The organism is Mycolicibacterium sp. SMGY-1XX, assembly GCF_059132455.1.
Genome location: NZ_CP101139.1, coordinates 723,782 through 748,408, shown reverse-complemented (window position 1 = coordinate 748,408; position 24,627 = coordinate 723,782). Strand labels below are relative to the sequence as shown.

The 24,627-nt window shown below is 64.7% G+C and carries 16 protein-coding genes and 1 tRNA gene; 13 read left to right on the top strand and 4 right to left on the bottom strand.

What is annotated here, in order from left to right; genetic code table 11:
• From NL241_RS03585 to NL241_RS03560, 6 genes are all read left to right on the top strand, one after another.
• A complete protein-coding gene (locus NL241_RS03585) occupies positions 1–828 on the top strand; it encodes an SDR family oxidoreductase (RefSeq protein WP_494396792.1) in 828 nt (275 codons plus the stop codon).
• Complete coding sequence (locus tag NL241_RS03580; protein WP_487694298.1) at positions 825–2,186, top strand: lanosterol 14-alpha demethylase; 1,362 nt, start codon at positions 825–827, stop codon at positions 2,184–2,186. Before NL241_RS03585 ends, NL241_RS03580 begins: the two co-directional genes overlap by 4 nt.
• Positions 2,187–2,191: 5 nt before the next feature.
• Complete coding sequence (locus NL241_RS03575) at positions 2,192–2,398, top strand: ferredoxin (RefSeq protein WP_487694297.1); 207 nt, start codon at positions 2,192–2,194, stop codon at positions 2,396–2,398.
• Between the two features lie 2 nt (positions 2,399–2,400).
• Entirely contained in the window at positions 2,401–2,940 is a 540-nt protein-coding gene (locus NL241_RS03570) for a nuclear transport factor 2 family protein (protein ID WP_487694296.1), read from the top strand.
• 108 nt (positions 2,941–3,048) lie between these two features.
• Positions 3,049–4,176 (top strand): NDMA-dependent alcohol dehydrogenase, encoded by a 1,128-nt coding sequence (locus NL241_RS03565; protein WP_487694295.1) that lies wholly within the window; start codon positions 3,049–3,051, stop codon positions 4,174–4,176.
• A 256-nt stretch (positions 4,177–4,432) separates the two neighbouring features.
• Complete coding sequence (locus NL241_RS03560) at positions 4,433–4,834, top strand: HIT family protein (protein WP_487694268.1); 402 nt, start codon at positions 4,433–4,435, stop codon at positions 4,832–4,834.
• On the opposite strand, the gene NL241_RS03555 is transcribed toward NL241_RS03560, so the two are convergent.
• Positions 4,835–6,292 (bottom strand): sensor histidine kinase, encoded by a 1,458-nt coding sequence (locus NL241_RS03555; RefSeq protein WP_487694266.1) that lies wholly within the window; start codon positions 6,290–6,292, stop codon positions 4,835–4,837.
• 17 nt (positions 6,293–6,309) lie between these two features.
• A complete protein-coding gene (locus tag NL241_RS03550; RefSeq protein WP_487694265.1) occupies positions 6,310–7,035 on the bottom strand; it encodes a response regulator transcription factor in 726 nt (241 codons plus the stop codon).
• A gap of 115 nt (positions 7,036–7,150) precedes the next feature.
• Here NL241_RS03550 and NL241_RS03545 point away from each other — a divergent pair, with 115 nt between their 5' ends.
• The 5 genes from NL241_RS03545 (at position 7,151) to NL241_RS03525 (ending at position 17,491) form a co-directional block, all read left to right on the top strand.
• Positions 7,151–7,900: a hypothetical protein gene (locus tag NL241_RS03545; protein WP_487694264.1), complete on the top strand. Its 750-nt coding sequence runs from the start codon at positions 7,151–7,153 to the stop codon at positions 7,898–7,900.
• 111 nt (positions 7,901–8,011) lie between these two features.
• Positions 8,012–8,086: transfer RNA gene (locus NL241_RS03540), tRNA-Thr, on the top strand.
• Between the two features lie 353 nt (positions 8,087–8,439).
• On the top strand, positions 8,440–14,754 hold the full coding sequence (gene pks2, locus NL241_RS03535; RefSeq protein ID WP_494396791.1) for a sulfolipid-1 biosynthesis phthioceranic/hydroxyphthioceranic acid synthase: 6,315 nt from the start codon (positions 8,440–8,442) through the stop codon (positions 14,752–14,754).
• A 9-nt stretch (positions 14,755–14,763) separates the two neighbouring features.
• Positions 14,764–16,215, top strand: a complete 1,452-nt coding sequence (locus NL241_RS03530) for an amino acid adenylation domain-containing protein (protein WP_494396790.1) — start codon at positions 14,764–14,766, stop codon at positions 16,213–16,215.
• 28 nt (positions 16,216–16,243) lie between these two features.
• The gene (locus NL241_RS03525; RefSeq protein ID WP_494396789.1) at positions 16,244–17,491 is read left to right on the top strand and encodes a glycosyltransferase; all 1,248 of its coding nucleotides are present in this window, start codon (positions 16,244–16,246) and stop codon (positions 17,489–17,491) included.
• 2 nt (positions 17,492–17,493) lie between these two features.
• Here the strand turns inward: NL241_RS03525 and NL241_RS03520 are convergent, their stop codons facing one another.
• Both NL241_RS03520 and NL241_RS03515 read right to left on the bottom strand, forming a co-directional pair.
• On the bottom strand, positions 17,494–18,462 hold the full coding sequence (locus NL241_RS03520) for a rhamnan synthesis F family protein (protein ID WP_494396788.1): 969 nt from the start codon (positions 18,460–18,462) through the stop codon (positions 17,494–17,496).
• Between the two features lie 10 nt (positions 18,463–18,472).
• Complete coding sequence (locus NL241_RS03515; protein ID WP_494396787.1) at positions 18,473–20,203, bottom strand: AMP-binding protein; 1,731 nt, start codon at positions 20,201–20,203, stop codon at positions 18,473–18,475.
• Positions 20,204–20,454: 251 nt separating this feature from the next.
• Here NL241_RS03515 and NL241_RS03510 point away from each other — a divergent pair, with 251 nt between their 5' ends.
• Both NL241_RS03510 and NL241_RS03505 read left to right on the top strand, forming a co-directional pair.
• Positions 20,455–21,285 (top strand): phthiotriol/phenolphthiotriol dimycocerosates methyltransferase, encoded by an 831-nt coding sequence (locus tag NL241_RS03510; RefSeq protein WP_494396786.1) that lies wholly within the window; start codon positions 20,455–20,457, stop codon positions 21,283–21,285.
• Positions 21,286–21,430: 145 nt separating this feature from the next.
• The gene (locus NL241_RS03505) at positions 21,431–24,604 is read left to right on the top strand and encodes an adenylate/guanylate cyclase domain-containing protein (protein WP_494396785.1); all 3,174 of its coding nucleotides are present in this window, start codon (positions 21,431–21,433) and stop codon (positions 24,602–24,604) included.
• The last annotated feature ends 23 nt before the right edge of the window (positions 24,605–24,627 follow it).

The window sequence follows — 24,627 nt, the reverse complement described above, 5'->3', positions numbered from 1 at the left end:
ATGCCCCGTTTCGCACCACTGCCCGAACGCAGGCCCGCCATCGTCGCGGGAGCCTCGTCCGGCATCGGCGAGGCCACCGCGATCGAGCTCGCCCGCCACGGCTTTCCCGTGGCCCTCGGCGCCCGCCGGGTGGAGAAGTTGAATGACCTGGTGGGCAAGATCAACGCAGACGGCGGTCAGGCCGTCGGGTTCCACCTCGACGTCACCGACCCCAATTCGATCAAATCCTTTGTTGCACAGGCTAACAGTGCACTCGGCGATATCGAGGTCCTGGTCGCCGGTGCCGGTGACACCTACTTCGGCAAGCTCGCCGAGATCGCCGGTGACGAGTTCGACTCCCAGCTCCAAATCCACTTGGTCGGCGCTTTCCGCCTCGCCTCCGCGGTACTGCCCGGCATGCTCGAGCGCCAGCGCGGTGACCTGATCTTCGTCGGCTCCGACGTCTCGCTGCGTCAGCGTCCCCACATGGGTGCCTACGGCGCCGCCAAGGCGGCGCTGGTGGCCATGGTGAACAACTTCCAGATGGAGTTGGAGGGCACCGGCGTTCGCGCTTCGATAGTCCACCCGGGCCCCACCAAGACCTCGATGGGATGGAGTCTGCCCGCCGAGAAGATCGGCCCCGCCCTGGAGGATTGGGCCAAATGGGGCCAGGCCCGACACGACTATTTCCTACGCGCATCCGACCTGGCGCGCGCCATCACCTTCGTCGCAGAAACGCCGCGCGGCGGCTTCATCGCCAACATGGAACTGCAGCCCGAAGCCCCGCTGGCCACCACGACCGACAGACAGAAGCTTGCTTTGGGCGAGGAAGGGATGCCTGCGCAATGACGACAACCACCGAAGTACCCAGAGTGTCCGGGGGCGAAGAGGAAGAACACGGACATCTCGAGGAGTTCCGCACCGACCCCATCGGACTGATGAAACGCATCCGCGAGGAATGCGGCGATGTCGGCTGGTTCCAGCTGGCCGGCAAGCAGGTGGTCATGCTCTCCGGCGCGGAGGCCAACGAGTTCTTCTTCCGTTCCAGCGACAGCGATCTCAACCAGGCCGAGGCCTATCCGTTCATGACCCCCATCTTCGGCGAAGGCGTGGTGTTCGACGCCGATCCCGAACGGCGTGCGGAGATGCTGCACAACTCCGCGCTGCGCGGCGAGCAGATGAAGGGCCACGCCGCCACCATCGAGAACGAAGTCAAGCGGATGATCGCCGACTGGGGTGACAGCGGGGAGATCGATCTGCTGGAGTTCTTCGCCGAGTTGACCATCTACACCTCGACGGCCTGCCTGATCGGGGTCAAGTTCCGCGACCAGCTCGACTCACGGTTCGCCAACTACTACCACCTGCTCGAACGCGGCACCGATCCACTCTGTTACGTCGACCCGTACCTGCCGATCGAGAGCTTCCGGATTCGCGACGAGGCGCGCGCCGGTCTGGTCGAACTCGTGCAGGACGTGATGAACGGCCGTATCGCCAACCCACCGGCGGACAAGCGGGATCGCGACATGCTCGACGTGCTGGTCTCGATCAAGGACGAGGAAGGCAATCCGCGCTTCTCCGCCAACGAGATCACCGGCATGTTCATCTCGCTGATGTTCGCCGGCCACCACACCAGCTCGGGCACGTCGAGCTGGACCCTGATCGAACTGTTGCGCCACCCCGACTACTACGCTCAGGTGCAACAGGAACTCGACGAGCTCTACTCCGACGGTCAGGAGGTGAGTTTCCATGCGCTGCGCCAGATCCCGAAAATCGACAACGCTCTCAAGGAGACGCTGCGCCTGCACCCGCCGCTGATCATCCTGATGCGGGTGGCCCAGGACGAGTTCGAGGTGGCCGGGCGCCCCATCCACAAGGGCCAGATGGTGGCCGCGTCCCCGGCCATCTCCAACCGCATTCCCGAGGACTTCCCCAATCCGGATGCGTTCGACCCGGACCGCTACGAGAAGCCGCGCCAGGAAGATCTGCTCAACCGCTGGACCTGGATCCCGTTCGGCGCCGGCAAGCATCGCTGCGTGGGAGCCGCCTTCGCCCAGATGCAGATCAAGGCGATCTTCTCGGTTCTGTTGCGTGAGTACGAATTCGAGATGTCCCAACCACCGGAGAGCTACCGCAACGACCACTCCAAGATGGTGGTGCAGTTGGCTCGGCCGGCGAAGGTCCGCTACCGCAGGCGAGTCAAGGACTGAGCCTGATGGGTTGCTATCGCGTGGAAGTCGACGAGGACCTGTGCCAGGGCCACGCCATGTGCGAGCTGGAGGCCCCCGACGTCTTCACCGTGCCCAAGCGCGGCATTGTCGAGATCACCGACCACGAACCTCCCGACGAGATCCGCGAGGATGTCGAGCGGGCAGTTGAAATGTGTCCCACCCAAGCACTTCTCATCACAGACAAGGATTGACAATGGCGTCACACAAAGAGCTGCAGGACTGGACCGACCGCTGGTTGCAGGCCAACCGGGACGCCGAGAAAGCCGGTGACTGGAAACCCTTGGCCGACTTCTACACCGAAGACGCCACCTACGGCTGGAACATCGGCCCCAAGGAAGACGTCATGTGCATCGGCCGCGACGAGATCCGCGACGTGGCACTGGGTCTGGAGATGGAAGGGCTGGAGAACTGGGTCTACGAGTACCAGAAAGTGCTCATCGACGAGCATCAGAACGAGATCGTCGGGTTCTGGAAGCAGATCGCCAACAAGAGCGACGGGTCCAAGGACGAGATCTACGGCATCGGGGGCAGCTGGTTCCGGCTGAACGACGATCTGTTGATCGAGTGGCAGCGGGACTTCTTCGACTTCGGCCACGTGCAGAAGGCGTTCCTGAAGCTCATCGAGTCGGGCGATCTGACGCCCACCATGCAGAAGCGCATCGAGCGCAGTCTGGCCGGGGAGAAGCTGCCCGGTTACTACCCGCTGGGTACCGCACCCGTCCCGATCTGGTGAGGTCCGGGTGTAGCGCTTGACACCCGTCGAGATCAGGTGAGACCTTCGTCACTACAGTAGTTGAAGCCGAGACGAGATCAGTTCTCCACAGAAAGCGAAAACGCGATCATGAAGACAAAAGGCGCCCTCATCTGGGAGTTCAATCAACCGTGGTCGATCGAAGAGATCGAGATCGGCGATCCCGTCAAGGACGAGGTCAAGATCCAGATGGAAGCGTCGGGCATGTGCCACTCCGACCACCACCTGGTGACCGGTGGCATCCCGATGGGCGGTTTCCCGGTGCTCGGCGGGCACGAAGGTGCGGGCATCGTCACCGAGGTCGGTCCGGGGGTCGAGGGTATCGAACCCGGCGACCACGTGGTCCTGTCGTTCATCCCGTCCTGCGGTGTCTGCCCGTCGTGTCAGTCCGGCCTGCGCAACCTGTGCGATCTGGGCGCCGGCCTGCTCGGGGGCACGGCCGTTTCCGACGGCACCCATCGCATCCAGGCCAATGGCCAGAACGTCTTCCCCATGACGCTGCTGGGCACCTTCAGCCCCTACATGGTGGTGCACAAGAGCTCGGTGGTGAAGATCGACAAGTCGATCCCGTTCGAGGTGGCCTGCCTGGTGGGCTGCGGCGTCACCACGGGCTACGGCTCCGCCACCCGCAGTGCCGACGTCGCCCCCGGCGATGACGTGGCCATCATCGGTATCGGCGGTGTGGGCATGGGCGCCCTGCAGGGCGCGCTCAACGCGGGCGCGCGCTACATCTTCGCCGTCGACCCGGTGGAGTGGAAGCGCGATCAAGCGCTCAAATTCGGTGCGACACATGTCTACCCGGACCTGGACTCCGCAATGGCAGGCATTGCCGAGGTCACCTGGGGACTGATGGCCAAGAAGGTCATCGTCACCGTGGGCGAGCTCGACGGCAAGGACGTCGACAACTACCTCAACCTGACGTCCAAGGGCGGCACCTGTGTCATGACTGCCATCGGCAGCCTGCTCGACACCCAGGTGACCCTGAACCTGGCGATGCTGACCCTGCTGCAGAAGAACCTGCAGGGCACCATCTTCGGCGGCGGGAACCCGCACCACGACATCCCGCAGTTGCTGTCGATGTACAAGGCCGGCCGGCTCAACCTCGACGATATGGTCACCCGGCAGTACAAGCTGGAACAGATCAACGACGGCTACCGGGACATGCTGGAAGGCCGCAACATTCGTGGCGTCATCCGCTACACCGACGCCGACCGCTGACAGTCCACAGGTATCCGGGCCCACAGCACCGCGGCCGGCCCTCTCTCCCCCTCGTACCTCGGGCTCGTCGACCGGCCTGACACAACTAGGCCGGCCCTCTCTCCCCCTCGTACCTCGGGCTCGTCGACCGGCCTGACACAACTAGGCCGGCCCTCTCTCCCCTCGTACCTCGGGCTCGTCGACCGGCCTGACACAACTAGGCCGGCCCTCTCTCCCCTCGTACCTCGGGCTCGTCGACCGGCCTACCCTGAAGCCCATGGCAACCATCTTCACCAAGATCATCAACCGGGAGATCCCGGGGCGGTTCGTCTACGAAGACGACGAGTTCGTCGCCTTCCTGACCATCGCGCCGGTGACCCAGGGTCACACCCTGGTGGTGCCGCGGGCCGAGATCGATCAATGGCAAGACGTCGACCCGGAGGTCTGGGGTCGCCTCACCGCGCTGTCACAGCGCATCGGACAGGCAGTCGTGAAGGCGTTCGGCGCACCCCGCGCCGGGCTGCTGATCGCCGGCCTGGAAGTGCCGCATCTGCACGTACACGTCTTCCCGGCCTACACGCTGGGTGATTTCGACATCTCGGGCGCCGACCCCAACCCGTCACCGGAATCGCTCGACGAGGCCCAGGCCAAGATCACCGCCGCGCTGGCCGAGCTGTAGTCAGCTGACCGGCGCGGGTTCGGCGCCGGTGGCCTTGACGGCCGCGTCTTCGAAGCGCGGTAACCGCACTTCGAACCGGCACCCCTTGCCGGGGGCCGTGGTGACTCTCACGGTGCCACCGTGGGCATAGACCAGCGAGTCGACGATGGACAGCCCCAAACCGGTTCCGCCGCTGGCCCTGTCACGAGAAGAGTCGGTGCGGTAGAACCGCTCGAACACCCGCTGCGCGTCGTCCTCACTGATGCCGGGGCCCTCGTCGGCGACCTCGAGGATGGCGCTGTCGCCTTCGGTGCCAACCCGAACAGTGATACCGGCGGTTTCGGGGGTGTGCTGGATGGCATTGGCCACCAAATTGCCGAGCACCTGGCGCAACCGGGCCTCGTCGCCGATCACCTCCGGGGTGCCGGGGCCGTCGAACACCTCCATCGTCACGCGGCGCCGCGGTGCCACCGACTGCGCGTCGTGCACTGCGTCGGTGGCCAGGGCCAGGAGATCAACACGGTGCTGGTCGAGCGGACGCTGCGCATCCAGCCGGGCCAGCAGCAGCAGATCCTCGACCAGCAGGCCCATCCGGCTGGATTCACTCTCGATCCGCGACATCAGCATCTCGACGTCGCGGGCCGCGCCCTGGCGATAGAGCTCGGCGAAGCCGCGGATGGTGGTCAGGGGGGTGCGCAGTTCGTGGCTGGCGTCGGTGATGAACCGCCGCATTCGTTCCTCGGAGCGGCGCGCCTGCTCGGCGGAATCCTCCGACGCCGCCACCGCACGCTGGATCTGTGCCAGCATGCCATTCAGCGCAAGTGACAACCTACCCACCTCGGTGCGCGGATCACGTTGCGGCACACGACGTTCCAGCTCACCGCCGGCGATCGCAGCGGCCGTCTGCTCGACCTCGACCAGGGGACGCAGGCTGCGGCGGACCACGGCGAAACTGACGATGCCGAGTACCGAGAGCACGGCGGCGCCGATGCCGAGTTGGGTGTAGACCAGCGACCGCACCGTGGACTGGACGTCGGAGAGATCCATCGCCACTGTGGTCAGCTCGCCGTGTGAGCCGCGCACCGACACCGCACGCCATTGCACATGTGATCCGTCGGTCGAGCCGACGGTGGTGGGGATGGGGCCGACATCGTTGTGCTCGGGTAGTGCGGGTTCGGCCTCGCGATCGTTGATCGCCATCCACACCCGGCCGTCGCTGCTGACCCCGCGCACATAGAAGTTGGACGGCGGCCGTCCCGGGTTGGGACCCTCATTCGGGGGCGCGGACATGGGCCGCGGTTCCTGCGCCCAGCTCTGAGACGCGTCGATCAGGGTCTCGTCGACGCGGCTTTCCAAGCTGTGGCTCATGATGGTGGTCACCGCGATGCCCGAGGCCAGCAAACCGCACGCAACCAGCACCAGCGTCGCCGCCACCAGTGCCACCCTCAGCGGCACACCTCGTCGTAGGTACTCGGACATAAAGCTATTGTCCGCCGCTACCGCGGCTCCCTGAGGACATAACCGACACCTCGCAGGGTGTGCAGCAGCCTCTTGTCGCCGGTGTCGATCTTGCGACGCAGATAGGACACGTAGGACTCGACCACGTTGACGTCACCGCCGAAGTCATACCGCCACACGTGATCGAGGATCTTCGGCTTGGACAGCACGGTGCCCGCGTTGATCACGAAGTAGCGCAGCAAGGTGAACTCGGTGGGTGACAGTGACACCGGCTCCCCGGCCTTCCACACTTCGTGGGTGTCCTCATCGAGTTCGATGTCGGCGAAGGTGAGCCGCGAATTGCGGGGCTCCTCGGTGGTCTTGCCGGTGCGGCGCAGGATGACGCGCAACCGGGCCACCACCTCTTCGAGGCTGAACGGCTTGGTCACGTAGTCGTCGGCGCCCAAAGTCAGACCCGCGATCTTGTCCTGCAGACTGTCGCGCGCCGTCAAGAACAGTGCGGGCGCATCGATACCGTCGGCGCGGAGCCGGCGCAACACACCGAAGCCGTCCATTCCCGGCATCATCACGTCGAGGATCACCGCATCGGGCTTGACCTCGCGCGCCCGGTCGAGCGCCGCGGGGCCGCTGACCGCGGTGTACACCTCGAAGCCCTGGAATTTCAGGCTGACGGACAGTAGTTCGACGATGTTCGTTTCATCGTCGACGACCAGCACCCTGGCCTCGGGTTTGGTGACTGCTGATGCCGGCGCTCCCATAAGCATCCAATTTCCTCCCAATTGCTTGTACACAACCGGGGAGAATGCTGTGCGGTTGCTGTGAGTCTGTTCTCGACAATACCGACGGTACGCGCAAAACCGCAGCCATACACTGGCCCGCATGAACCTTCTGGCACTGGCGACAGCGCCCGTTCGGATTGGCCTTGCCGCCACCGAAGCCGGCCTCGACATCGCCAACGGAGCGCTGGGCCTGGCCAAGAGGTCGCTGGCCGAGGCCGGGATCGAAGGTGCGGGCACCCCGTCGGTGACCAACATCTTCGGACTCAACGACACCGTCGCCCGGGCCAACCGCATCGCCGCGCTGATCGACGATGACGCTCCGCTGGGCCGGGCGCTGGCGCCCGACGGCCCGATCGACCGACTGTTGCGGCCCGGCGGCCTGGTGGATCGGCTGACCGCCCCGGGCGGGGTGCTGGACCGGGTGACCTCCGAGGACGGGTTGCTGGACAAGCTGACCGCCGAGGGTGGCGGCCTGGAACGCGCGCTGGCCCCGGGCGGCCTGGTGGATCAACTGCTCGACGAAGACGGCTTGATCGAGCGCATCCTCGCCGAAGACGGCCTGGCCGACCGATTGCTCGCCGAAGGCGGACTGGTGGAGAAATTGACCGCCCGCAACGGTCCACTCGAGCAACTCGCCGACGTCGCCGACACCCTGAACCGGCTGGCGCCGGGCCTCGAGGCGCTGGCCCCCACCATCGAGACGCTGCGCGAGGCCGTCATCACCTTGAGTTCAGTGGTGAACCCGCTGTCGAACATCGCCGACCGCATTCCGCTGCCACGCAGGTTCGATCGTCGCCCGCCGTCACGGAATGTGACGTCGCAACGCGTCATCGAGCACGAGGACAACTAGCCTGCAGGTCGACAGTCACTCCGGAGAATCGGCAGAAAGCCTGTCGGCGGGTGACTCTCGACGAGTTTCGTCGTCGGAGGGTTACCGGATAAGCTGTGCCCCGTTCGACCCGCCTCCGTAGCTCAGTGGTAGAGCACCGCTCTTGTAAAGCGAAGGTCGTCAGTTCAATCCTGACCGGGGGCTCCACATACTTTCGCGCGTCCCACCGCAATTTATTGCAACTTTCAAATAGGCCATGCCGTTCCGAAAGATGCCTCCCGGTTATCGCCTGTATTCATTGGTGATCGGTTAACATCTCTAACCACTGACGCGTGCCTAAACGGGTCGCAGCCGCAGCGGGGCGGCCGGCCAGCGGGAAATTCCGGTTACTCACCCACTTACTGCTTCTCGAGAAGAATCGACACTTCTCATTTGTTGCTGCCCCGGGCTATCTGCAGCTCACGGGCCACGCACCCTTGCCGCAAGGAGGGACCGGTGTCGCTGGGGGGATGCCTGACGGAGTGCGGCCGCGGAAATGCGAAGGAACTTCGGCGGGTGATATGAATTCACTTTTCTCTCCCATTGCAATCATCGGTATGGCCTGTCGGTTGCCCGGTGGCATCAGCTCACCAGAACAATTCTGGGAAGCGTTGATACGTGGTGAAGACCTGGTCACCGAAATTCCCCCCGCCCGGTGGGACGTCGAGGAGTATTACGATCCGCAGCCAGGAGCGTTCGGCCGGTCGGTGTGCAAGTGGGGCGCGTTCCTCGATGACGTCGCCGGTTTCGACGCCGACTTTTTCGGGATCACCGACGGCGAAGCGACTGCGATGGATCCGCAACACCGCTTGCTCCTCGAGACCTCATGGGAGGCGATGGAGCACGGTGGCCTGAGTCCAAACACGTTGGCCATGTCCCGGACCGGCGTGTTCATGGGATTGATGCACGGGGACTACCAATTCCTGCATGCCGAGGCCAACGCGCTGGAGGGACCGTACGGGTACCTGGGCAACAGCTTTGCCATGGGCTCGGGGCGAATCGCCCACGCGATGGGACTGCGCGGTCCAGCGCTGACGGTCGACACGGCATGCTCCTCCGGCTTGATGGCGGTGCACATGGCCTGTCGAAGCCTGAACGACAACGAATGCGATGTCGCTCTTGCGGGCGGTGCGTCAGTTTCCCTGGAACCCCGCAAAGCCTGTTCGGGTTCTGCCATCGGAATGCTGTCCGCCACCGGACGCTGCCACGCATTCGACGTCGCCGCCGATGGATTCGTGGTCGGCGAGGGTTGCGCCGTACTACTGCTCAAACGGCTGCCGGATGCGTTGGCAGACGGCGACCGGATCGTGGCCGTCCTGCGGGGCACGGCCGCCAACCAGGACGGCCGCACGGTGAATGTCGCTACGCCGTCCCACACCGCTCAAGTCGAGGTCTACCGCGCGGCGTTGGCCGCAGCAGGTGTGGACGCCCGGACCGTGGGCATGGTGGAGGCACACGGACCTGGCACTCCGGTGGGTGACCCCATCGAATATGCCAGTCTCGCAGAGGTATACGGCCTCGCCGGACCCTGCGCGCTCGCGTCGGTGAAGACCAACTTCGGGCACACCCAGTCAGCTGCCGGAGCATTGGGACTGATGAAAGCGGTTCTCGCAGTACAACATGGCGTGATCCCGCGTAACCTGCATTTCACCCGGCTACCCGATGAGATGGCCCGGATAGAGACCAACCTCTTCGTGCCACAGACGAACACCCTATGGCCCGACAACAACGACCGCGGCCCTCGGCGGGCGGCGGTGTCGTCCTACGGATTCTCGGGAACCAATGTCCACGCAATCGTGGAGCAAGCTCCCGAAGCGTCCACACCAGGTGTCTCCACCACGTCCGCCGTCGTCCGCCCCCTGCTCTTCCCGCTCTCAGCCACGTCCGCTGACGGGCTGCGCAAGACCGCGGCACGGCTCGCCGACTGGGTAGCAGCACACGAGCCGGGCCTGGCGGCACCGGACCTGGCGTATACCCTCGCTCGCCGGCGTGCCCATCGGCCAGTGCGCACGGCGGTCATGGCCGACAGCCTCGAGGAACTGACCAAGGCACTGAGCAAGGTCGCCGACGGCGATATTCCTTGTCAACGTGCGGTCGGGCAGGACGATCGGGGTCCGGTATGGCTGTTCTCCGGCCAGGGTTCGCAGTGGGCTGCGATGGGCGCCGAACTGCTCGCGGCAGAGCCGGTGTTCGCCGCAACAGTCGCCGAGTTGGAGCCGCTCATCGCGGACGAGTCCGGATTCTCTGTGACCGAGGCGATTTCGGGGCCCGAATCCGTGGCCGGAATCGATCGGATACAGCCCGCCCTGTTCACCGTGCAGGTCGCCCTGGCAGCAACCATGAGTGCTCACGGTGTGCGGCCAGCTGCCGTGATCGGCCACTCGATGGGTGAGGCCGCAGCCGCAGTGGTGGCGGGAGCGCTGTCGATGGAAGACGGGGTACGCGTGATCTGCCGCCGGTCGCGGCTGTTGTCCACCATCGCCGGCGCCGGAGCGATGGCCTCGGTGGAAATGCCCGCCGAGCAAGTACTTCTGGAGCTGATGGCCCGCGGGATCAACGACGTGGCGCTCGCCGTGGTGGCCTCGCCGCAGTTCACGGTGGTCGGCGGCGCCACCCAAACCGTGCGGGAACTCGTCACTGCGTGGCAGCAACGGGAGGTGTCGGCCCGAGAGATCGCCGTCGATGTCGCCTCGCACTCACCACAAGTCGATCCCATCCTCGACCAGCTGTCCGAGGCGTTGGTAGAGCTCACCCCACGGGCACCGGAGATACCCTTCTACTCCGCGACGGCGTTCGACGCCCGCGAGCAGCCTGTGTGTGATGCCTGGTATTGGTCGGACAATCTGCGTCACATGGTGCGTTTCGCCGCGGCTGTCCAGGCGGCCCTGGAAGACGGCCACCGAGTCTTCGCGGAGTTGGGCCCGCATCCCCTGCTCACCCATGCCGTCCAGCAGACGGCCACCGGCCTGGGCATCCCCGTAGCCGTACTCGCTGCCAGTCGCCGCGAACAGAAGCTGCCGCATGGGCTGCGCGACTTCCTCGCAGACCTCCATTGCGCCGGTGCGGCGGTCGACTTCTCGGCGATCCATCCGGGCGGTCAGCTGGTGGATGCACCGCTGCCCGAATGGGATCACCGGACCCTCCTGCTTGCCAGAGGTGAAGGGGCAGGGGCGCGCAGCGGCTCGACGCGTCCGCTGATGGGGACGCGCGTGCGGCTGCACGAACAGCCGGAGCGCCACGTCTGGCAGAGCGAGGTGGGTACCGCCGAACAACCGTGGCTCGCCGATCACCGGATACACAATGTGGCTGTTCTTCCGGCAGCGGCTTACTGCGAGATGGCGTCGGCAGCAGCTCGCACGGTCCTGGGCAGCGACGTCGAGGTCCGCGACATCCACTTCGAGACAATGCTTTTCCTGGATGCCGAGACACCGATATCCGCCATTGCCACAGTGGCCTCGCCGGGCTGTGCCGACCTGGTGGTGGAGACCTTCGCCGAGAACAAGCGAACTCGGCGAGCGACGGCGGTGCTTCAGAAGGCCGAGGATTCGGAGCAGCCGGCGGCCTACGACATCAACGCCCTTGTCCTGTCCCATTCATGCCGACTGGACGGCGCCGAGATGCGGGAACAGTTCGAACAGCACGGGTTGAATTACGGCCCGGCTTTCGCCGGGCTGATCGCGGTGCGCACCACCGACGAGACGGTCGACACGATGTTGGCCGAGATCCGGCTGCCAGGCCCCATCCGCTCACAACACGGCGCGTACGGTGTCCATCCGGCGTTGTTGGATGCCTGTTTCCAATCGGTGGCGGCACACCCGCACGCTCAGGCGGTCGGCTGCGCCGGTCTGTTGCTGCCGGTCTCTGTACGCCGATTCCGCAGCTTCGCGTCTGCCCGCACTGCCCGCTACTGCTTCACGCGGGTGACCCGTACCGACGGAGCCGGTTTGGAAGCCGATCTCGATCTGCTCGACGAGCATGGGACAGTGCTGCTGACCGTCGGCGGGCTTCGAGTGGGCAGCTCCGCTTCCGAGAGCGCCATCCGCGATCGTGTACTCAACGACCGACTGCTGACCATCGACTGGGAGCAGCGCGCTCTGCCGGAGGCCGACCACGAGGCCACCGGTACCTGGCTGCTGGTGAGCACCAGCGTGGACATCGACGCTCTGGCAACACCGCTCGCTGATGCGTTGCACGCCGACTCGGCTGGCTGCACCTCGATGACGTGGCCTCAGCACTCCGACCACCGAACCAAGGCCGGGTTGCTCACCTCGCATCTGGGTGCCGAGACGGTCCATGGGGTGGTCATACTCACCGGCGCCGGAACCGACTCCGCTGCCGACGATTCCGCGGTGCTCGGCCGAGGGCATGTCCAGCACCTGGCCGGCATGATCCGCGAGATCGCCGGAATGGATGATCCACCGCGGCTCTACGTCATCACACGGAACGCCCAGACCGTGTTGCCGGGCGATGTGACGAACCTCGCCCAGGGCGGGCTACGCGGGCTGGTGCGAACGGTCGGCACTGAATATCCTCACCTGCGCGTGACCCTGATCGACATGGACCAGGGCACCGAGGTCCAGCAGTTGGCACAACAACTGCTGGGGAATTCCAGCGAGGACGAAACGGCCTGGCGCGACGGCGGATGGTACACGGCGCGCCTCACTCCGGCGCCGCTGCGCCCCGAGGAGCGACGGACAGCCGTGCTCGCCCATCCGGACACCGGCATGCGCTGCCAGATCCGCACACCCGGTGACCTCCGCACACTGGAACTGGTTGCAGTCGACCGTGTTTCACCGGGGTGCGGCGAGATAGAGGTGGCTGTCACCGCAACGGCGGTCAACTACGACGATGTGCGCTACGCCCGCGGTGGACACCCCGGCGACGTACCGGTGCTCGGGATGGATTTCGCCGGCGTGGTGACTGCGGTGGGCCCCGGCGTGACCACCCATCAGGCCGGCGACCACGTGGGCGGCTTCTCCAGGAATGGTTGCTGGGCCACGTTCCTCACGTGTGACGCCCGTCTGGCAGCGACACTACCGCCGGGCCTTCCTGACGATCAGGCGGCGGCCGTGACCACTCCGTATGCCCTGGCGTGGTACAGCCTCCACCATCAGGCACGGATCACCGCAGGTGATCGCGTGCTGATTCACTCCGGCACCGGAAGTGTGGGGCAGGCCGCGATCGCCATCGCCCGCTCCGCGGGGGCGGTTGTCTTCACCACAGCCAGCAGTGAACAGCGGCGACGTCTGTTGCAGGACATGGGTATCGAGCATGTGTATGACTCGAGCAGCGCCGGATTCGCCGAGCAGATTCGCCGTGACACCGACGGAAGCGGCGTTGACATCGTGCTCAACTCGCTGACCGGTGAGGCGCAGCGCGCGGGCCTGGGAGTGCTGTCCGCCGGGGGACGATTCGTGGAGATCGGCCGAAGCGACGTCCATGACAACCCTCGGCTGGAATACTCCCCCTCCCAACACAATCTCACCTTTCATCGCGTCGATCTCACGATGCTGTCAAAGAGTCACCCGGCGCGGATCGGTGACCTCCTGAGTACGGTTTACCGCCTGGTCGCCACCGGTGAACTGCCGCTGCCGGAGGTCACTCATCATCGGTTGGGCGACGCAGCTGCCGCCATCGACGCGAAAAGCGCTGATGCGTCTACGGTCCGACACGTGCTCGACGTGCCGCAGGCCGGGAGATCCACCGTGGTGGTGCCGCCCGAGCGAGTCCGCGCCTTTCGAGCGGACGGTTCCTACGTCATCACCGGCGGGTTGGGCGGCATCGGACTGTTTCTGGCCGAGAGGATGGCCGCAGCCGGTTGTGGACGCATCGTGCTCAATTCCCGCGCGCACCCGAATCTCAAGGCGCGGGAAACGATCGAACTGATCCGGGCGATGGGCACCGACATCGAGGTGGAGTGCGGTGACATCGCCGAGGCCGGCACCGCCGCACGATTGGTGGCGGCGGCGACCGCCACCGGGCTCCCGTTGCGCGGGGTGCTGCATGCCGCCGCGGTGTTCGAGAACGCGATGCTGCCCACCGTCACCGACGAGCTCATCGACCGCAACTGGCATCCAAAAGTCGACGGCGCATGGAACTTGCATCTTTCGACCGCCACTGTGCCGCTGGACTGGTTCTGCGTGTTCTCCTCGGCGGTGGCTCTCGTCGGCTCGCCCGGGCAAGGAGCGTATGCCGCGGCCAACAGCTGGCTGGACGCGTTCACACGGTGGCGTCGGGGCCAAGGCCTTCCGGCCACGGGGATCGGGTGGGGATTGTGGAACGAAGTCGGCCGCGCCGCCGAGCTCCGAGCCGGGACCGGCGAGGACGTGTTGCTCGGACAGGACGGCGACGGCACAGCGATCGCGCATTGGCGGGACACCGCCTTCACCGCCGACGAGGGCGCCAATGCGTTCGAGGCCCTGCTGCGCCATGACCGGGCGTACTCCGGGTACGCCACGATGAGCGGGACGCCCTGGTTCGCCGCTTACGCCGAGCGGAGCCGGTTCGCAGAAACGTTCCGGTTCAAGCGGCACACCACCGGCCAGACACACGGGCTCCTCGACGAGCTGTGTGCACTTCCGGCAGAAGAATGGCCCGCGCGACTCCGCCGCCTGGTTTCCGATGCCGTCAGCCAGATTCTGCGTCGCACCATCGACCCGGATCACCCTCTGTCCGAATACGGCATCGACTCCATGGGCAACTTGGAGCTTCGCACGCGCGTCGAAGCCGAGACGGGGATACGGCTGACCACCAACGACGTCACCACCATTGCGGGTGTGGCCGGGCTGCTCTGCGAAAGGCTCCGAGTACCCGCTGGGTCACAGGTATCGGACTGAGGGGGAACGGTGCACGTAGGTGCAGGGTCAGCGGGCGGGCTCTTCGTGGGAACGGTGCACGACTGGGTGCCGGATCCCGGCAGGATCGTGTCGTGGCAACCATCTCCGGCATCCCTGGCCAAAGCCCGGATGGCTCCCGTGAGCGAGGTGCCACTCAGCGCGATGCAAGAGGGACACCTGCGGGGCTTCTCGCGCTACGCCAGCCGCGGACTCGACTATGCGCGCTTGGTGATCGGTGCCGGTGACGAACCCGGCCGGTGCGACCTGCGCGCGATGAGCTACTGCATCAACTCGCACCTGCGGCGGCACAAGACGTATCACAGTTGGTTCGAATACCGGGGTTCCGCGGATGTCGTTCGGCATACCATCCGCGATCCCATCGACATCGAGTTCCTGCCGATCGCCCACGATGCGATGGCCCCCGAGGAGTGGCAACGCTTTGTGCTGTCGACACCTGATCCAGTGCAGTGGGATTGTTTCCGGTTCGGCATCATTCAGTACCCGAGCCACTTCACATTCTTCTCGATCGTCGATCATGTGCATTGCGACCCGACGATCATCTCCGGGTTGTACACCGAGATCGCGATGAACTACCGGGCCCTCGTCCGAGGTGGTGCACTCGTCCAATCGCCGCCTCCAGCCAGTCATGACGACTTCTGCATACGCGAGAAACAACGCGTATCGGGCCTGACCGTGGACTCCCCGGAGATTCGGAGGTGGATCGAGTTCGCCGAGGACAACGGCGGAACACTGCCGGATTTTCCCCTGCCTCTGGGTGATCTGTCCGTGCCCACCGGTGGCGATGTCATGGTTGACCGCTTGATGGATCAGGATCAGACAGCCGTATTCGAAGCGCGGTGCATCCGGGCGGGTGCCCGCTTCAGCGGCGGCCTGTTCGCCTGCGTCGCTCTCGCACAGCACCAGTTCACCGGTGCTGCGACCTACTACGGTCTCACGCCGACGGACAAGCGACGGTCGTTGGCAGAGTTCTCGACGATGGGCTGGTTCACCGGCGTGATTCCCCTTGTGGTGCCGGTCGATCCGGCGTCGTTCGACGCTACTGCCCGGGCAGCGCAAGCCTCCTTCGATGCGAACCTGGACCTTGCCGATGTGTCGTTCAACGAGGTACTGACGTTGGCGCCCTGGCTGAGGCCATGGGGGCCGAATTGCACCATGGTGAACTACATGGATACCGGGCTTCCTCCCTTCTCCGCGACCGTCGCCTCACACATGAAAGACGCGAATGTCAGGATCTTCTGCGATCCCAGGGATCCCGCCCACCTCTACATCTCCATCATTCGTCTCTTCGACGAACTGTCGATATGGGTGAACCTGCCGGACAACCCGACTGCCAGGGATTCGGTCACCCGGTACCTGGTTGCGCTCAAGGCCGTTTTCAAGAGGGTCACCGATGGGCGACGCGCCGGCACGTTGATCCAAGTACTGGACGAAACACATTGATGGCTACGACCCACGAGCGGGTCCTCTGGTGAGGGTCGTGTTGGCCGCGCACGGAACTCGTGGCGATGTCGAACCCTGCGCCACAGTCGGTCTGGAACTGCTCCGTCGAGGGCACGAGGTGCACATGGCGGTTCCGCCTGACTTGGTCGAGTTCGTGGAGTCGGTGGGACTTGCTGCCGTCGGATACGGGCCGGTTTCGGAGGAACAGGTGAACGCGCTCGCGGATTTTGTTCATCACGCCTTCACACCGCAGAACCCAGTCAGTTTCGCTCGCGCCGGGCGAGAACTCTTCATCGAGGGCTGGGCGCAGATGAGCAAAACGCTGGTATCGCTGGCCGAGGGTGCGGACCTGCTGGTCACCGGCCAGACCTACCACGGAGTTGTCTCGAATGTGGCTGAATACCATGGTATTCCGTTGGTGTCCATCCACCACATACCGATCTCCGTCAATGGTCGACTCGCGTTTCCGTCGTTACCGTCGCCGGCTCCCCTCGTCCGCTTCTCTCTGAGGGCGGCTTGGTGGCTGTACTGGCAGATGACCAAAGATGTCGATGACGCACAACGCCGTGAGCTGCGCTTGCCGGCGGCAACAGCGCCTGCCTCGAAACGAATGGCCGACCGCGGATCACTCGAGATCCAGGCCTATGACGAAGCCTGCTTTCCCGGCCTCGCGACCGAATGGAATGGCCGACGCCCTTTCGTGGGCGCGCTGACCTTGCAGCTACCAAGTGAATCCGACAGTGAAGTGGAGTCGTGGATTCGTGCTGGACCATCACCTGTCTACTTCGGCTTCGGTAGTACACCCATCCGGTCTCCCGCGGACACCATCGCAATGATCGCGGCCGCCTGTACCGAAGTGGGTGTCCGGGCGCTGGTCTACTGCGGCGCCGGCGGTACCGAACACTTCGAACACGTCAAACCCGTTGGGATGATCAACTATTCAGCTGTCTTCCCGATGTGTCGAGCAGCTGTCCATCACGGCGGTGCAGGCACCACGGCCGCGGCCCTGCGTGCCGGAATCCCCATGGCGGTCTTGTGGGACGTTGCAGATCAACCGTTATGGGCGGCTCAGGTCACCCGATTGAAGGTCGGACGCGCCCAGCGCCTGTCGACGACAACCCGGAAATCGCTCGTCGCGAACCTGCGGCACGTGCTCCAACCGCAGTACGCCACCCGGGCTCGCGAGATCGCCACACGGATGACCAAGCCCACCGAGAGTGTCTCCACGGCAGCCGATCTCCTGGAGAACGCCGGTGGCAGGAAGCGGGCGACCTGAGCTCACCCGCAGCCGAGCCTGTCCAGGTTCGATTGGATGAGCCCGTACGGATAAGGGGTGTGCTCGACGACGTGACGCAGGTGCGCCATGGATACCCGCCAGCGCTTGTCGCGGCGCGCCAGCACCGTCTTGAGGAAAGGGAAGCGAAGATCGGTGATGAGGCCGTCCCACTGGTAGAGGGTGCCGTTGTTCCTCGCGAAGCGCTCACTACCCCATCTCTGCGCCGACGAACTCCGGTAGATCGTCCGAATGGTGTCCGCGGAAACGAACGGTTTGACCCTGAGCCCCGCTTTACGGGCTCGTTCGGATAGACCGACCTCGTACCGCCAGATGAGAGTCCCCTTGTGCACGACGTAGTCAAAGTCATTCCAGAACTCGTCGAGGAAGGGGCGGGTACGCGAGTTGAGATCCCAGGCCAGCAGAAACGATTGCAGATGGGGAACCATCTGGGTGTTCTCGATGGCTCCGTACATATCGGCATCCCGGAACGAACTCCACATCTCCTCGATGGGGAACAGCGGACCGTACACGCTGTCGTTGGCCATCACGAAGCGGTCGAACTGCGCAAGCGACCAACCGCGTTGCCTCAGTAGACACCATGCGAGGTGCCACGAGCCGAAGTCCAGGGAAAGGGTGCGCCGAGTGTAGATGCCGGCACAAAGAGGCAGGATGGGAGCGACCGAGCTCGGTACGAGCGTGGGCGATCCCGAGACGAAGACAATGGTGGCGCCCAGGTCGTGGAGCGCCTTCAGGTAATAGGTGACGTAGGGATCGACGACGCCCTGGGGATCATAGTGCGCGAAGAGAACGAGCGTGCGGCCATCCGCCGGAGGCTTCGCCGGCAGCTCGAGATGGGTCTCACACAGAAACCGGAAAGCGTTGCGGTCCACAAGATAACGGCCGGCTTCCGACGAACGTGCCAGCTCGGTGCCCAGCAGGTTCACTGGGTTCAGAAGGTTCTTCGCGAGCACCGACCACCTTCTAAGACGCGTCCAAGCGCACGAATTGGTTTCGGCGGTACAGCTCGACACAGGCCGCTCTTCTGACTTTTCCGCTTGTCGTGGTGGGGATCGAACCGGGCTCCACGACAACAAGATCGGTGAGGCTGAGCCCATGAATGCGCGAGATGGCAGACGTGACGTCTCGTTTCACGGTGTCGTAGCCGGTTGTTCCCTGGTGTCCGGACTCTGCGCGATTCTTGAGTTCGAGGATCGCCACCAGCCGTTCGGTCTCGCCGTCCGGAACCGAGATCGCGGCACACCGACCGGGCGCGACACTGTGCATTGTTGCCTCCAGGTCGTCGGGTGAGTGATTGCGCCCGTATATGACCAGGAGATCTTTCATGCGGCCGACGATGAACAGCTCGCCTTCGGAGATGAAACCCAGATCGCCGGTCCTCAGCCACGGCCCCTCGGGGGTGCCCGCTACCGCAGACACGAGTCTGGCGGCGAACGTCTGCTCCGTCTCTCGCGGTTTCTTCCAGTAGCCGACGGCGACATTGCCTCCGTGCACCCAGATTTCACCGGTCGACCCCTGCGTGCACTCAGTTGCGGTTTCGGGATCCACGATGCGCACTGTCGGTGACTGTGGCACGCCGTAACTCACCAAGGGTGTGCCGCCTGCACCTGTCCACCGCTTCGCTCGGCCGGCGGTCAGTTCTCGAGAGTCGAAGTGGACGACTTTCGGAGGAGCACCCGCTTCGCGGGTCGCGATATACAGTGTTGCTTCGGCCATTCCATACGATGGCCGAAGCACACTTTCCTGGAGATTGAAACGCGCGAACCGCTCTGAGAAGCGCTGCAACGTAGCCGGCTGCACCCGCTCACCGCCGTTGAAGATGCTGAGTACGTTCCCCAGATCGAGCCCGGCCATGTCTTGGTCTGTTGTCTTGCGTGCTGCCAGTTCCAGCGCGAAGTTGGGCGCTGCTGAGAGTGCGCGGCTGTTACCGGCCAGCAACTGCATCCACCTCGCCGGTTTCTGCAGAAACGACACGGGGCTCATCAGCACAGTCGGCAACCCCGACAGAACCGGGCAGATGATTCCGAGATGTAAACCCATGTCGTGGAAGAACGGTAGCCAGGACACCAACGTGGTGTCCGGCGGAGCGACGCCGCCGTGGTCACCGAAGAAGGCGGCATTGATGTGCGCGAAATTGGCCACGGTGTTCTGGTACGAGACCACTACACCCGCAGGAGTGCGGGTTGATCCGGAGGTGTATTGCACATAGGTGGCGTCCGTCGCGCCGGGCGGCCGCGGCACCACTCGCCGCTTCGAGTCCAGGTCCAGCTGGTCGACCTCGACAACCACAGGAACAGATGCACGTGACGTCGACTCGACATGCTCGGTGAGTTCGCCGGCGACAGCGGATGTCGTGAGCACGACCGAGGGCGACGCGTCAGACAGCACTGAATCGGTCCGATCGTCATGGACGTTTCCCAACGGAACGGCGACGTATCCGGCATGCAGTGCACCGAGAAACGCCGTGATGTAGTCCAGTCCTTGCGGCGCCGAAATCACCGCCCGGTCACCCGGTGATCCATGCTGTCGGAGCTCGTGTGCGAGGTTGAGCACGCGCAGGTACAGCTGCGACCACGTCAGGGATTCGGCCGTGCCCGCTCGGTCCTGTTCGTAGTCCACGAACGTGAACGCCTTTTGGTGAGGCTGCAGGCTGGCACGCTCGCGCAGCAGGGCCGGAAGGGAACCCATCGCCATGGGCGTCAGATTATCGAAAACTGCCCAGGCTGGGGGGCCGGTTTCGTCCAGTTGTTCGCGTACGCAACGATGTGCCGTCCGGCGGTGTCTTGCTGCGCGGCGACACGTGACATCAGTGTGCTGGAATGTGTTCAGTCACAGGACCTTCGATGGTGTGGGTGGCATCGGGTTAAAGGGCTCCCTGGCCTGCCGGGGTGGCCAACGTGCCGAAATCCCGCTATTCCAACCGATACTCATGCCATACTGCGCCGGTGGCGCTCCAACGTACGCCCACAGAAGGCCTCATTGCCCGACTGAACCGCAACCCGGTCTTGCTGAAGGCGCTTGACTCACGATTCAAGTACGGGTACCGGTTGCTCAGCCGTCTGCTCGCCAGAGACGACGTCCTCTTTCTCAACTACGGGTACGAAGAGGCTCCACCGATGGCCCTGCCGCTGACGGCGGCCGATGAGCCCGACCGGTTTCCCATTCAGCTCTACCACCGCACCGCTACCCAGGTCGATATCGACGGCAGAGAAGTACTCGAGGTCAGCTGCGGCCATGGTGGGGGTGCCGCGTACCTGATGCGGACGCTGCACCCGGCCTCCTACACGGCGTTGGATCTGAACACAGTCGCAATAGACTTCTGCCGAAGAAGGCACAAGCTGCCCGGTTTGACGTTCGTCCAGGGCAACGCCGAGCGCCTCCCGTTCCCCGACAAATCCTTCGACGTGGTGATCAATGTCGAGGCCGCAATCAATTATCAGAACGTCCCGCGCTTTTTCGCAGAGGTGAGGCGCGTCCTGAGGCCGGGAGGCCATTTCCTGTACGCCGATATCCGCTACGCAGACACAATGGCCCAGTGGGAGAAGGATATTGCCGGCATACAGATGCGTATGGTGTCGGAAACCGTCATCAATGACGAGGTGATGCGCGGCTTGGAGAACAATCGGCTTCTCACCCAGATCACTCGCCGCCTGCCGAACATCGCCCTGGTCCGCGGAATCGCCAGCGACTACGCGGGCGGGCCAGGCTCGTTGATCTACCGGCGACTGGAGAATGGCGAGGCGTCCTACCGGTTGTTCTGCTTTGCAAATATCTGAGCCCGTCCGTACGGAATTTTGAATTGAACACGGCTCCTTGCGCCGTTGTTCGGCGTCGTTCGTGGCGAGCACCAACGCTCATCACAGACCCGGCTTATTCTTTGAGGACCCCCCCTAATTTCGGGGCCGGGAAGACGGAGGGCGGATGGCTGCCGTAGCTGCGTGCTGGACGTGCGGTACGGAGCGCCTCGAGAATGCACGGTTTTGTCACACGTGTGGCTCGCCGTTCGCCGAGCCCGACGCACAGGCGGAATACAAGCAGGTCACTGTGCTGTTTGCCGACGTCGTGCAGTCCATGGGCATCGCCGCGGCCGTTGGCGCGGAGCGGCTTCGCGAGATCATGGCCGATCTGGTCAACCGCTGCACCAAGCTGGTGCACCGCTACGGGGGCACGGTGGACAAGTTCACCGGCGACGGGATCATGGCGGTCTTCGGCGCGCCCGTGGCCCGGGAGGACCACGCTTTGCGAGCCTGCCTGACCGCCTTGGGTATTCAAGAGGACATCAAGCGCCTTGCAGTCGAGGTCCGCGAGCGCGACGGGGTTGAGCTGCAATTGCGGGTGGGACTGAACTCGGGCCAGGTGATCGCCGGTGAGATCGGTTCCGGACCTCTCGGTTACACCGCGGTTGGCGAACAGGTCGGGATGGCGCAGAGAATGGAATCAGTGGCGCCGCCGGGTGCGGTGATGCTCAGTGACGCCACTGCCCGGCTCGTCGCCCACGCCACCGTCCTGGCCGATGCCGAGGAGGTGCGGGTCAAGGGCAGCGACGTCCCGGTGCGAGCGCACCGTCTCATCGGCCTGTCCGACGGACCTGCCAGAAGTGCTCGCCCGCACGCGGCCTTGGTGGGTCGCGAGTACGAAGTCGCAACGCTCACAAGCCTGCTGGATCGGGCGATGAGCGGGCGGGGGACCGTGGTCTCCGTTGCCGGCCCGCCGGGTATCGGGAAGACCCGGCTCGTCGATGAAGCTGTCGCGCTGGCCCGTCATCGTGGTGTTGAAGTGTTCACGGTCTTCTGCGAGTCGCACACCAGTGATGTCCCTTTTCTCGTGGCGGCGGGGTTGTTGCGCGACGCCGTCGGGATAACAGATCTCGACGAGGAGGCAGCGCGCGCACAGGTGCGTGCAGTCTTCTCCGGGGCCGCCGACGACGATGTGCTGCTGCTCTATGACCTGATGGGTATCGGCGAGCCAGACAGGCCGCCTCCTGCGATCCGCCCCGATGCGCGCCGTCGCCGGTTGAGCGCGCTGATCAACTCCGTGTCGCTGTCGCGTGTCCAACCGGTCCTCTACCGGATCGAGGACGCACACTGGGTCGATGAGGTCAGCGAGTCGATGCTGGCCGAATTCCTGACCGTCGTACCCCAGACCCCGGCGCTTGCACTGATCACCTACCGTCCCGACTATCACGGTGTTTTGGCACGAATGCCCAACGCACAAACCATTTCGCTGGCGCCCCTGAGCGATGCGGAAACCGCGGAACTGCTCGACAACCTGCTGGGCCTCGACCCGTCGGTTGCCGGCGTCAAGTCACTTGTTGCCGAAAGATCCAGCGGGAATCCGTTTTTCGCCCACGAGATGGTCCGCGAGCTCGCCGAGCGCAGTGTGCTTCAGGGCGACCAAGGCGGTTTTCGGTGCACCACGGACCTGGCCGAGATCACCGTTCCGGCTACTCTGCAAGCGACTATCGCCGCGCGCATCGACCGCCTCGATCCTGACGCCAAGAAGACGCTCAACGCCGCGGCGGTCATCGGGTCGCGGTTCACGCAGGAGTTACTGGCCGCGGTCGGCAATACTCCTGCCCTAGACGCGCTTTTACGGGCCGCGCTGATCGATCAGGTCCGTTTCATCCCCGATGCCGAGTTCGTTTTCCGCCACCCGCTCATCCGGACCGTGGCCTACGAATCCCAGTTGAGATCCGACCGCGCCCGGATGCACCGCCGGCTGGCCGGTGCGATCGAGACGCGCGAACCGGAATCGGCCGACCAGAACGCGGCGCTGATCGCAGAACATCTCGAAGCGGCCGGCGACCTGCGTGATGCCTACGGTTGGCACATGCGGGCGGCGGCGTGGGCGACCTACCGCGACATCGCGGCAGCACGGTCGAGTTGGGAAAGCGCCACCAAGCTGGCGGATGGCTTGCCCACCGTCGACCCCGACCGGGCAGCCATGTGCATCGCTCCACGCACGATGTTGTGCGGGATCGCCTGGCGCGTGCATGTGAACAACGTCGGAGACCGCTTCGACGAACTGCGGAACCTGTGCAGCGCCGCGGGCGACAAGGCATCACTGGCCATCGCGATGGCGGGCCTGGTGGTTGATCACACCTTCCAGGACCGGGTGCGTGAGGCGTCGGGGCTGGCGTCCGAAGCCATCGCCCTCATCGAGTCCATCGGCGATCCGGCCCTGACGGTGGGGCTGTCCTTCACGCCGATCCGCGCCAAGGCCGCAAGTGGGGAGTGGTCCGAGATGCTGCGCTTGGCGCAGCGAGTCATCGACCTGGCCGACGGCGACCCTCGTATGGGCAATTTCCTGTTCGGCTCTCCCCTGGCCCTGGCCTTCGCACAGCGGGCCATTGCGCGTTACACCCTGGGCCGTCCAGGCTGGCGAGACGACCTGCAGCAGGGTCTGGCCATGGCGCGGGAGGCGGACTCCTTGTCCTATGTCACCGTGGTCAGCTATATCTACACCGCGGGAGTACCGGCCGGTGCGCTGCGGCCCGACGATGCCGCGGTGCGCGAGATCGAGGAAGCCCTGGCGATCGCTGAAAGGTCCGGCGACGACCTCCAATTGGGTGTCGCCTGGTTGACGTTGGGTCTTGCGCTGGTGCACCGCGACACCGATGCCGAGCGTGATCGCGGACACCAGCTGCTGACGGAGGTCCGTGACGTGTTCGTGCGCGGAGGGCATTTTCTCTGCGACATCGCGATGCTCGACGCGTTCATATTGCGCGAGGCAGCGCGCCGGGGAGATCGCGACCGGACGCTTCCCCCGATGCGCGCCGCCGTCGACCACCTGAACCGGGCCGGGCAGCTGCTGTCGTGGGGCATCATGGCGACGGGCGTTCTGGTGGAGACATTGCTGAGCCGCGGCACCGACAGTGACCTGATCGAAGCTCAACGCGCAATCGAGTTGCTCGCAGCCGCCCCCGCCGACGAGGGCCTGGTGGGACGCGAGATCTGGTTACAACGGTTGCGGGCCCTGGTGGCGCAAGCGCAGGGTGATGCCGAGGCATACGTTCACTTCAGGGATCGCTATCGGCAGTTGGCGCGCGCACACGACCTCGAGGGCCACATCGACTGGGGTCAGTCGATGCCCTGACCACGACGGCCTTCTCCGGCCCC

What these genes read in the sequence shown, in the direction of transcription:
- NL241_RS03585 (WP_494396792.1), top strand. Translation starts at nt 1, where the DNA reads ATGCCCCGTTTCGCACCACTGCCCGAACGCAGGCCCGCCATCGTCGCG.
- NL241_RS03580 (WP_487694298.1), top strand. Translation starts at nt 825, where the DNA reads ATGACGACAACCACCGAAGTACCCAGAGTGTCCGGGGGCGAAGAGGAA.
- NL241_RS03575 (WP_487694297.1), top strand. Translation starts at nt 2,192, where the DNA reads ATGGGTTGCTATCGCGTGGAAGTCGACGAGGACCTGTGCCAGGGCCAC.
- NL241_RS03570 (WP_487694296.1), top strand. Translation starts at nt 2,401, where the DNA reads ATGGCGTCACACAAAGAGCTGCAGGACTGGACCGACCGCTGGTTGCAG.
- NL241_RS03565 (WP_487694295.1), top strand. Translation starts at nt 3,049, where the DNA reads ATGAAGACAAAAGGCGCCCTCATCTGGGAGTTCAATCAACCGTGGTCG.
- NL241_RS03560 (WP_487694268.1), top strand. Translation starts at nt 4,433, where the DNA reads ATGGCAACCATCTTCACCAAGATCATCAACCGGGAGATCCCGGGGCGG.
- NL241_RS03555 (WP_487694266.1), bottom strand. Translation starts at nt 6,292, where the DNA reads ATGTCCGAGTACCTACGACGAGGTGTGCCGCTGAGGGTGGCACTGGTG.
- NL241_RS03550 (WP_487694265.1), bottom strand. Translation starts at nt 7,035, where the DNA reads ATGCTTATGGGAGCGCCGGCATCAGCAGTCACCAAACCCGAGGCCAGG.
- NL241_RS03545 (WP_487694264.1), top strand. Translation starts at nt 7,151, where the DNA reads ATGAACCTTCTGGCACTGGCGACAGCGCCCGTTCGGATTGGCCTTGCC.
- pks2 (WP_494396791.1), top strand. Translation starts at nt 8,440, where the DNA reads ATGAATTCACTTTTCTCTCCCATTGCAATCATCGGTATGGCCTGTCGG.
- NL241_RS03515 (WP_494396787.1), bottom strand. Translation starts at nt 20,203, where the DNA reads ATGGCGATGGGTTCCCTTCCGGCCCTGCTGCGCGAGCGTGCCAGCCTG.
- NL241_RS03505 (WP_494396785.1), top strand. Translation starts at nt 21,431, where the DNA reads ATGGCTGCCGTAGCTGCGTGCTGGACGTGCGGTACGGAGCGCCTCGAG.